The sequence below is a fragment of the Rhizobacter sp. genome, assembly GCF_031412075.1.
In the GTDB taxonomy this organism is placed as follows: domain Bacteria; phylum Pseudomonadota; class Gammaproteobacteria; order Burkholderiales; family Burkholderiaceae_C; genus Rhizobacter.
The window spans coordinates 1-8631 of the sequence record NZ_JANOCG010000507.1 but is presented as its reverse complement, the minus strand read 5'-3'; the positions used below and the strand labels follow the sequence as shown (position 1 = coordinate 8631).

The 8631-nt window shown below is 66.3% G+C and carries 7 protein-coding genes and 1 pseudogene; all 8 read right to left on the bottom strand.

The window, feature by feature from the left end:
• Window positions 1-292: pseudogene (locus RMO40_RS18775) on the bottom strand (xylose isomerase); the annotation flags it as partial.
• Between the two features lie 41 nt (window positions 293-333).
• Window positions 334-1797 (bottom strand): xylulokinase, encoded by a 1464-nt coding sequence (gene xylB, locus RMO40_RS18770; RefSeq protein WP_309724637.1) that lies wholly within the window; start codon window positions 1795-1797, stop codon window positions 334-336.
• A gap of 114 nt (window positions 1798-1911) precedes the next feature.
• Window positions 1912-3420, bottom strand: coding sequence for a DUF5107 domain-containing protein (locus tag RMO40_RS18765; RefSeq protein ID WP_309724635.1), 1509 nt, complete (start codon window positions 3418-3420; stop codon window positions 1912-1914).
• On the bottom strand, window positions 3417-4388 hold the full coding sequence (tal, locus tag RMO40_RS18760; protein WP_309724640.1) for a transaldolase: 972 nt from the start codon (window positions 4386-4388) through the stop codon (window positions 3417-3419). The genes RMO40_RS18765 and tal overlap by 4 nt, the downstream gene beginning before the upstream one ends.
• Before the next feature lie 76 nt (window positions 4389-4464).
• Window positions 4465-5721 (bottom strand): ROK family protein, encoded by a 1257-nt coding sequence (locus RMO40_RS18755; protein ID WP_309724633.1) that lies wholly within the window; start codon window positions 5719-5721, stop codon window positions 4465-4467.
• A gap of 169 nt (window positions 5722-5890) precedes the next feature.
• Complete coding sequence (locus RMO40_RS18750) at window positions 5891-7117, bottom strand: extracellular solute-binding protein (protein WP_309724631.1); 1227 nt, start codon at window positions 7115-7117, stop codon at window positions 5891-5893.
• A 35-nt stretch (window positions 7118-7152) separates the two neighbouring features.
• Entirely contained in the window at window positions 7153-7701 is a 549-nt protein-coding gene (locus RMO40_RS18745) for a hypothetical protein (protein ID WP_309724624.1), read from the bottom strand.
• Window positions 7702-7772: 71 nt separating this feature from the next.
• Window positions 7773-8631 (bottom strand): porin (locus tag RMO40_RS18740; protein ID WP_309724623.1); only part of this gene is annotated, 859 nt, incomplete at its 5' end.

Genomic DNA, 8631 nt, shown 5'->3' with positions numbered 1-8631 from the left:
AGTACGGCAGACCCAGTTTGCTGAAAAAGTCGAAGGCCACCTCGGCCTTGGCGCGCGCGCCTTGCATCGGGTCGGCCATGTGCTGCCAGGGGCGATCGAAAGTGCCGTCGTAGCCGAACACGTCGAAGCCGTTCCAGCAGTAGGTGTGCCAGTAGCAGGCGGCAAAGCGCAGCTGGTCTTCCATGCGCTTGCCCAGCACCATGCGGTCTTTGTCGTACCAGCGGAAGGCGAGCGGGTTGCTGCTGTTGGGGCCTTCGTAGCGGATGGGTTCGATCTTGCTCAGGTAGCTCACAGTCATCTCCTCAAATGATTCATCAAACCGCAGGTCTCAACTCAAAAGAGGCCGCGCGTGGCGGCATAGAGGCTGCGGAAACGTTGGTAACGCAAAGCCAGGGCTTCGCCGCGTTGGGGGTTTGGGGTGTAGGTGTCGCGCACGGCCGGCATCTGGCAGACCTGGGTTTCGTCGCCGCCATCGGCCAGCCAGGCCAGGCGCGCGGCACCGAGTGCGCCACCGGCCTCGCCGCCATCGAGCGTCACGATCGTGAGGCCCAGCACGTCGGCATGCAGCTGCGCCCAGAAGGCGCTGCGCGCACCACCGCCGACCAGCGCCAGGCGGCCGACTTCGGCACCGGCGGCGCGCAAGGCTTCGAGGCCGTCGCGCATGCCGAAGGCCACGCCTTCGAGCACGGCGTAGCCGAGCGCGCGCGCATCGGTGTCGTGGTCGAGGCCGAAGAACACGCCGCGGGCGCGCGCGTCGTTGTGCGGCGTACGCTCGCCCGACAGGTAGGGCAAGAAGATCGGCGCGGCGCACTGAGCGGCAACACTCAGCGTCTGCGTGCGGGCCAGCAGCGCGGCTTCGTTCTCAGCGTTCACCAGTTGCGTGACCCAGCTCAGGCAGGCTGCTGCCGAGAGCATCACACTCATCTGGTGCCAGCGGCCCGGCACGGCGTGGCAGAAGGCATGCACGGCCGAGGCCGGGTTGGGGCGGAAACGGTCGTTGACGATGAACATCACGCCACTGGTACCCAGCGAGATGAAGCCCTCGCCCGGGCGCACGGCGCCGATGCCGATCGCGCTGGCCGCGTTGTCGCCGCCGCCGCCGGCCACGATCACGTCTTTCGACAAACCCCAGGCAGCCGCCACCTCGGGTGAGAGCGTGCCCGATGAGGCACTGCCCTCCACCAGTTCGGGCATGTGATGCCGCGTCAGCTTCGTCAGCGCGAGCAGTTCGTCTGACCAGTCGCGCCGCGCCACGTCGAGCCAGAGCGTGCCGGCGGCGTCCGACATCTCGCTGGCGAAGCGGCCCGTCATGCACCAGCGCAGGTAATCCTTGGGCAGCAGCACCTTGTCGACACGCGCGAACAGCGCCGGCTCGTGCTTGGCCACCCAGGCCAGCTTGGGCGCGGTGAAGCCGGGCATCGCCAGGTTGCCGGCGAGCTGCGGCAGGGCCGGCAGCGCGGCCATCATCTCCACGCATTCGAGCGCGGAGCGGGTGTCATTCCACAGAATCGCGGGCCGCAGCACCTGCTGCTGCGCGTCGAGCAGCACGGCGCCGTGCATCTGGCCCGACAGGCCGATGGCCCGCACCTCACTCCAGGCCTGCGGCGCCTGGGCGCGCAGCTGCTGCACGGCCTCGCCGGTGGCAGCCCACCAGGCGGCGGGGTCTTGTTCGCTCCAGCCCGGAGCCGGGCGCGACACGCCGAGCTTGACGCCCGCGCTCGCGACGATGCTGCCGCTCGCCGCAGACAGCAGCACCAGCTTGACTTCCGAGGTGCCTAAATCAATGCCCAGGTACATGGGGTCTGCCTTGTCTCCAAAGTCTTCTTGAATTCGTTCGCTCAAGAGCCCGAACTGTAATTAGTTTGTTTGTCGAAGTAAATCAAAAAATGCACTCACTGAACCAGCATTCGTTCATTCGCCTGCGGGAACCGTGGCTTCAAAAACCGTGCTGCCGTCAGCGGTCAGCAGGGTGAGCCGCAAGCTGCCCGCTTCGGCCACGCTGTAGGGCTGGGTAATCTCCAAGGCCGCATTCGCCGCAGGCGTCACCAGCTGCTGCCCCAACAAACGTTCGTTCTGCATCACACGCAGCGTGAGTGGCACGGTGGGGAACAAAAGCATCACCTGCCCGAGCAGCTGCCCCCCAGCAGCGCGCACCCGGGCCACCGCATGGCCGTTGGCGTGCGTGACCTGCGCGAGCCCGAGCGTCGGGGCATAAACCTCGGCCACCCGCACCGATTGGCCAGGCGCGAGTTCGTCAGGGCGAAAGAACTCGGGTGCCGTGCCGGCCCAGAGCTCGATGAAGGGCCGTGCCGGGTCGCGGCTGGTGAGCGGGTCGACGCGCCCGCTCTGTGCACCAAAAGTCCACAGCTTGAACCCCCGCGTGACGCGGTTATCGGCCACGCGGATCAGGCCCTCGCCGTTGGCGTGGTTGATGGCACCCCAGAAGTTGGCGCCGCGCATGTCGGGCGCGGCGTAAAAGATGCCCCACTGCGCCCAGTTGCGAAACCAGCGCAGGCGATCGAAGGCAAAGGTTCCGGGCACCTGGGTCAGGTCTTCGATGGCGGCGGTCTGCGTGCAACGGGGCTCGTTCAAGCACCATGCCGACGACACGAAGCGCACCGGCGCAATGATCTCCACCTCGGGCCCGGCTGCCGGTGCCTCGGGCGGCGAACCCGGTGCGAGGCCCACGTTGGTCCAGTACTCGTAGCGCACCGCGCTGCTACCGGGGTTGCTCACCGTCACCTCGGTATCGAGCGCCGCGCGGCCCGCGTGCAGGCTCACGCGGTAGTCGAGCTGCACGCCGCTCGCGGCGCGGTAGGCCGAGAAGCTCGGCGGGGTGCGCGTGCCCACGGTGTCAACGAAGCGCATGCGCAAGGTAACGAGTTGGGGCGTGGCCTGCTCCACCTCCAGCGACCAGGGCTGGTTCCATGCCTTGCCGTGCTCGGGCCCGAGCGTCGGGAAGATGCCGCCTACGATCTGCAGCCAGTCGTGGTGGAAAGCGCCCTCACCCACCCCATACGGCACCGCCACCGGGTTGCGGTACAGCGCTTCGCGCCCGCTGGTCTTGTTGATGAGCGAAATGATTCGCCCGCCGTACGCCGGCAAAAGCGTGGCACGCAGGTAGCGGTTCTCGATCACCCAGGTCTCGAACACACGCTCGACGATGGCGGAGCCCACGCTGCCTGCCACCAGGCGCCCGCCTGGCGCTTGCTCATGCTCGATCTGGCGCAAGGTGAAGCTGCCGCGGCTCATGCGCACGGTGTCGTCGGTGGCGGGCCGCCAGAGCGGCGTCACCACCTCGGCGGCCATGACGGGGGGCTCGTAGTGCTGCACACGGCGAGGCGGCGGAGGCTCGCCGCCACCGCAGGCCTGCATCGAAGCGGCCAGCAACAGGGTCGAGAGACATGCCGGGAGCTTCATGTTCGCGCCTCCTCGATCAGCGCATCCAGCGCCAGCGCATCTTTCACGAACACGCGGATGCCTTCGGCCAGCTTTTCGGTGGCCATCGCGTCTTCGTTGAGCGCGAACCGAAACTGCGCTTCGTTGAGATGAACGCGCGGTTGAACGTCGTCCGCCGAGGCTTGCAACGCGCGGGCCAGCGGCGCGTTGCAAGCCTGCAGGCCCGCCAGCAGATCGGGGCTGATGGTGAGCAGGTCGCAGCCGGCCAGCGCCTGGATCTGCCCCAGGTTGCGAAAGCTCGCGCCCATCACCTCGGTGGTGATCCCGTGCTGCTTGTAGTAGCGCCAGATGCGGCCGACCGAGATCACGCCCGGGTCACGCGCCCCGGCGTTCGCGGCTTCGTCCCACGCCGCGCCGGCGCTCTTGCGGGCCCAGTCGTAGATGCGGCCGACAAAGGGCGAGATGAGCTGCACGCCCGCATCGGCGCAGGCCACCGCCTGCGAGAAGCCGAACAACAAGGTGAGGTTGGTGCGGATGCCATCACGCTCCAGCACACGCGCGGCGGCAATGCCTTCCCAGGTGGCAGCGATCTTGATCAACACCCGCTCGCGTGGCACGCCCGCCGCCTCATACAAGGCCATCAGCCGACGCGCGCGCTCCACGCTGGCGCCGGTGTTGAAGCTCAGGCGTGCGTCGACTTCGGTGCTCACCCGCCCCGGCACCAGTTTCAGGATCTCGCAGCCGAAGCGCACCAGGAGGGCGTTGGCAATGTCATCCACGCCCGCATGGCGACGGCTGCGCACTGTCTCTTGCAGCAAGGGTGCGTAGCCGGCCTTGCGCACCGCCTTCAACACCAACGATGGGTTGGTGGTGGCATCACGCGGCGCAAAACGAACGATGTCGTGGAAGTCGCCGGTGTCGGCCACCACGGTGGTGAACTGCTTCAGCTGGTCGAGTTGCGTTGTTGGCGAGGCTTGCGTGGCCTGCATGGCCGGTGTCGATGGATATAGTTTGTTTGACATACGATCAAGTTGTTCAAAAGGCCGCCACCGCGGCGGCCTGCAATCAGCCCGTCACCACCTCAGCCACCTGAAGCGGGTACACCCCGGCGCCGGCACGCGACGAAGGCCCGTACGGTCGCAGCAGCGAATGCAGCGCAAAGGCGGCACCGCCCACGGCCGTGGCGAGCTCGCCGTACTTGGCCACCCGCACCGTCGGGCTGGGCAGCCCCGCGGCCTTGGCGAACAGCTCCAGGCGGCCGACCGCCGCATCCAGAAAATGCTCACCGCCCAGGGTCACGGTCTCGCCGCCCAGCACGATGACCTGCGGGTTGAAGGTGGTCCACACGTTTTGCAGCAACACCCCCAGCACATTGCCGGCCACCGCGAAAGCATCGCGCGTCTTGGGGCTGCGTGTGCCCATCTGCGCCTTGAGCGCCATGCGGTCGACTGCGCCGCCCTTTTGCAGGCAGCCGGCGTCGGCAGCGATGGCCTTGAGGCCCACATACGACTCGGCACAACCCAGCCGCCCGCATGAACACTGGCGACCATCGACCACCATCGTGGTGTGGCCGATTTCACCGGCCGAACCCGAGGCGCCGGTGAAGAGCGAGTCATTCAGGATGATCCCCGAGCCCACCCCCACGCCACAGCTCACGTAGACCAGCGGGTCTTCCACCGGCCGCACACCGAACTCGCTCTCGCCTATGGCCGCCAGGTCGGCCTCGTTCTGGTAGTAGACGGGCACCGACGCCAGGCCCGCGGCCGCCATCTCGGCGGCCAGGCGCTTGCCCACCTCCACCTGCCGCCAGCCGATGTTGGGTGCCACCTGCAGCACGCCGGAGACCGGGTCGACAGAGCCCGGCAAGCCCACGCCGATGCCCAACAACTCGGCCGTGCCCTTGGTCACCTTGGCAGCCTGGGCCGTCACCATCTCCACCAATTGGTGGCAAGCGGCGTCGGGGTCTTTGGAGCGCAGTGCGGCCTGGTTCATCTCGAGCACCTCGCCGCGGATCGAGGTGGCCACCACGCGGATGGTGTCGGGGCCCAGCTCGCTGCCGATCAGCACCAGGTGCCGCCCATCCAGGCGCAGCGGCGTGGGCCGGCGGCCCAGCGCACCGGTGGCCAGCGCACCGTCTTCCATCAGCCAGCCTTCGTCGATCAGCTCCTTGGTGATCAGGCTGATGGTCGACTTGGTGAGCCCGCTGCGGTGGGCCAGGTCAACGCGCGAGAGACCCGACTCGTCGCGCAGCAGGCGCAGCAGCGCCATGCGATTGAGGCTCTTGACGAACCGCTGGTCCCCGGTGATGGGTGTTGTTGGCATTCGCTGTAACTCCGCTGACTGTGAAGGGAATTGTCATTGGTTCGACAACCTGCCGAATTGTGCATGCAGAGTCAGCATGGCGTGAAGAGGCGGTAAGAAAACAGGGCCGACCCCAGCGAGGCCGGCCCCGGAAAAAGGCCCCCCAAGGGCCACCAACACGGAACGGGTCTCAGCGGCGGCGCACACGGCGCTTGAGCTTCTCGTCGGCTTCTTTCAACGCCACGTCGATCCCCTTGCCGTCTTCGAGCACGTCGTCGAGCGCGGCACCGATGATCTCGGCCGCCACCGAGTCGTACTTGTCGGGGCGCAGCGGCGGGATCTTGGCTGCCGCATCGGCCCACAGCAGGCGTGCCTTCTGTCCGCCCAGGAATTCGATCGGTTCGTTCAGAAATGCTTTTTCCTGCGCGTCGACGATGGCCGGGTAGGCGCCCATCTTCTTGAACGCAGCGAGCTGCATGTCTTTGTTCGTCGTCATGAACTTGACAAAATCCCAGGCCTCCTTCTTGTGCGCGGCCTTCTTGGGGATGGCGTAGAACGAGCCGCCCCACGAGGCATTCGCACCCTCGGGCAGCGGCGCTGCGCGCCATTGACCCGCGGCCTCGGGGTTGAGCCAGCTCTGCAGGTGACCGGCCAGCCAGGCGCCCATCATCTGCGTGGCCAGGGAGTTGCGGCGAAAGGCTTCGCGCCACTCGTTGCTCCAGGGGCCGATCTTGCCGTCGATGTCGGCCTTGCGTGCCATCACGGCCAGCTCGAAAGCCTTTTTGAAGCGCGGTGTGTTGAGCAGCGAGTTGCCGGCCTTGTCGAAGTACAAGCCCTCGCCCGGCTTCATGTTGGAGCGGATGTAGATGCTGAAGATGTCGCCCGCGCCTGTCACCAGGTAGGCCCCGGTCTTGGCACGGATCACGCGGCCTGCGGTGATGAACGAGTCCCACGACTTGGTGAGCTGCTCCACGCTCACCCCGGCCTTGTCGAGAATGTCCTTGCGGTAGAACAAGGTGCCCGGGCCCACGTCGGCGGGAATGGCCTGCACCGCGCCACTCCCGTCCATGCCCTGCGGGAAGGCAAAGGCATGGAACTGCTTTTGCATCTGCGTGGCGTTGTAGGGTGCGGCCGACAGGTCTTCGAGCCCCTTCGACTCGGCAAACTTGCCGATGTAGGCGATCTCGATGCCCATCACGTCGGGCACGCCGGCACCGGTGGCCAGCGCCGTGGTCATCGCGTTGTGGTGGTCGTTGAACGACAGGCTCACCAGCTTGATGTCAACGTCCGGGCGCAGCTTCTTGTACAGCGGGATGGCAAGCTTGACCGACTCGTCGAAGCTTGGGAAAGATGCGACGGTGATGGTGGTGGCCGCCTGCGCCGCCGAACCGAAGCTCAGGCCGATGGTGGCGGCCATCAGCGCGCGGCGTAGCGGCGAAAAGTGACGATGCCTCATTCGCTCTCTGCCATCTTGAACGGGGCGGGAACCGGCGCGCCGCTCGGTTGCGAGGGCACGTCTTGCACGCGCTTGAGGTAGCCCAGCGAGTTCCAGGTGCCCTTTTCTTCGTATTCGATCTTCAGCCAGCCTTCGGGGGTGAGGCTGAACTGCTGCACCTGGGTCGCCTCGAACTGGCTCATGATTTTGCCGCTGGCGGCATCCCAGCGCGCCTTCATCTTCGGGCGCGCCACCAGCTTGCGCATGATGTTGTAGGCGGGGGTGATCGCCACCGAGTGCGAGTACATGATGTTTTCGGGGTCTTCGAGGTTCTCGAACACCAGGACCACGTTCATCACGCCGTTGTACTGGCCGGCCCAGCGGCCGGCGAACTTCTTCAAGGCGGGTAGCGTCTTGTCGCTGATGGGCGTGACCTTCAGGTCCTTCGGGTAGCGCAGGTCGGCCTTCAGGTCGAAATCGGTCTTGGGCTCGGGGATGCTCTGGGCCCAGCTGCTCATGGTCACCATCGCGGCGCCAAACAGCAGGGCGAGGCTGCGTCGTTTCATGGGAATCTCCTTGTCAATGGAATGCCGGAGGGCGGCGCAGCAGGTGCATCACCCGCTGCGCCTTTGTTGCATCAGAAGCTGACCTGCACGCCAGCTTCCAGCGTAGAGGCCGTTCCCTTGGCCGAGGCGGCGCCATTGTCCGGCGTCGAGTACTTCTTGCTGATGGTGTTGAAGCGGCCGTAGGCCTTCACACCGTTGCCGATGTCGTACTGCGCCCAGAGGTCGAGGTCGGTGCGTGTGATGTTGATGCGCGGGCTGGTGATGCCCGACTCGACGAAGGTGTAGACCGGGGCGCCCCACGGTGCGGCGCCGGTGAAGTCGCCCTTCTCTTTTTCTACACCCACGATGCCGATGAAGTTCCACTGGCCCGTGGGGTAGCTGAGCTTCAGGCGCAGGTCGGTCATGTCGCGCGCGGTGCTGGTGGGTGCGCCCGTGTCGGTGTCAAGCTTGACCTTGCCATTGAAAGCCGAGATGCCCACGCCTACCGGGCCAATGCTGGTGCGCACAAAGCCAGCGGTGGTGCCGCCGTAGGTGAGGCCGGGACCGGTGCGCGGATAGGGTGTGCCCGCCTGCGAATTGCCGGTTCCAAAGCCCAGTCCGACCACCGTGCCCGAGAAGTCATAGGTCACCAGGCCGGTGAAGACATTGCCGTCGCGCGGAGCGGTCTTGTCGCGGTTGCCGCTGTTCACGTTGAGCTGCAGGTCGATGCTCAGGTCACCGATCGCGTGGCCGTAGCGCAGGGCGTTGCCACGGTAATCGGAGGTCATGTAATACGTGCGCTGGTTGCCGTAGTACGGGTCGACGGTCGAACTGTCGTAGATGGCGCGCAGCGGGTTGATGATGTTGCCTGCGGCGATGGTGCCGAACGGTGTGGCCAGGTACACGCGGGCCTCGTCGTTGCAGAAGACGCCGTTGGTGTCGCCGAAGTTG

Excerpts from the sequence above, each read along its gene's own strand:
- xylB (WP_309724637.1), bottom strand. The coding sequence starts at position 1,797 with ATGTACCTGGGCATTGATTTAGGCACCTCGGAAGTCAAGCTGGTGCTG.
- RMO40_RS18765 (WP_309724635.1), bottom strand. The coding sequence starts at position 3,420 with ATGAAGCTCCCGGCATGTCTCTCGACCCTGTTGCTGGCCGCTTCGATG.
- tal (WP_309724640.1), bottom strand. The coding sequence starts at position 4,388 with ATGCAGGCCACGCAAGCCTCGCCAACAACGCAACTCGACCAGCTGAAG.
- RMO40_RS18755 (WP_309724633.1), bottom strand. The coding sequence starts at position 5,721 with ATGCCAACAACACCCATCACCGGGGACCAGCGGTTCGTCAAGAGCCTC.
- RMO40_RS18750 (WP_309724631.1), bottom strand. The coding sequence starts at position 7,117 with ATGGCCGCCACCATCGGCCTGAGCTTCGGTTCGGCGGCGCAGGCGGCC.
- RMO40_RS18745 (WP_309724624.1), bottom strand. The coding sequence starts at position 7,701 with ATGAAACGACGCAGCCTCGCCCTGCTGTTTGGCGCCGCGATGGTGACC.